Source organism: Pseudoblastomonas marina (genome assembly GCF_014641655.1).
GTDB lineage: Bacteria > Pseudomonadota > Alphaproteobacteria > Sphingomonadales > Sphingomonadaceae > Alteriqipengyuania_A > Alteriqipengyuania_A marina.
This window is the reverse complement of the sequence record NZ_BMID01000025.1, coordinates 1-848: the sequence shown is the minus strand read 5'-3', so window position 1 is coordinate 848 and position 848 is coordinate 1. Positions and strand designations below refer to the sequence as shown.

Annotated in this window: 2 protein-coding genes; both read right to left on the bottom strand. The window is 27.5% G+C overall.

Annotation, left to right across the window (positions count from 1 at the left end; translation table 11 throughout):
- On the bottom strand, positions 1 to 305 hold a 305-nt coding region (locus tag IEW49_RS13405), incomplete at its 3' end, for a proton-conducting transporter transmembrane domain-containing protein (RefSeq protein WP_268235650.1).
- Positions 306 to 444: 139 nt separating this feature from the next.
- The coding region (locus IEW49_RS13400; protein ID WP_188643237.1) for an LAGLIDADG family homing endonuclease at positions 445 to 848 on the bottom strand (404 nt) is incomplete at its 5' end.

The window sequence follows — 848 nt, the reverse complement described above, 5'->3', positions numbered from 1 at the left end:
ATTATAGTAATTACACCTATGACAAATATTATATAAGTATAATTTAAGGAAGCTTTAGGCAATAAAGGTAAAATTAATCTAAATATTCCATATAAACTTAATTTTAAAACGATACCTGCTAGTACTATACTACCACCTAAAGGTGATTCTACGTGAGCTTTCAATAACCAATTATTTAAAAAAATAGTTGGAGTTTTAACAGCAAAAGCTATAAATATACCACAGAATAAAAATATTTGAATAGTATAATCAAAGTTACTTTTTAATAATGCGTCAAAATAAGTTGTTCCCATTATTGAAGACATAGTTAAAATAGACAGTAATAAAAATAAGGATCCCAATACGTTCACATAATAAATGTGTTATCTTTAATTTAGGGGTTACTTTAATTCATACCGGCTAACCGGCAGCCTATTATATTATATAATTACTAGCTATCATTAGCTAATTTGCACGGTTTCGATTCATATTTGATTTGATAGATTGGATTTCAATTAGACCTTCTTCAGTTAAATGAGATTTATTCTTCATTAAAAGAACTACTTTTTTAAAATCTGAATAATCTAAAGCTCTTACACCTTTAATAGGATGATTGTCAAAAAGTGGGATGAATTTTTTCAGAATATCTTCGTATTTAGTTACAACATAATATGCAGCAGATTGCTTTAAACATAACTCTACTCTACCGCATCCAAGAGTAGATACTAACGTTTGGATTAATTCGACATCTCTACTATTTTGAACAATTTGAAATTTTAATACCACAGATTTTCCTGATTTAGTATAAGAAGAATTACGGATAGAGATAAAAAAACACCCATCACCACTAGTTAAACCTGCTATATAAT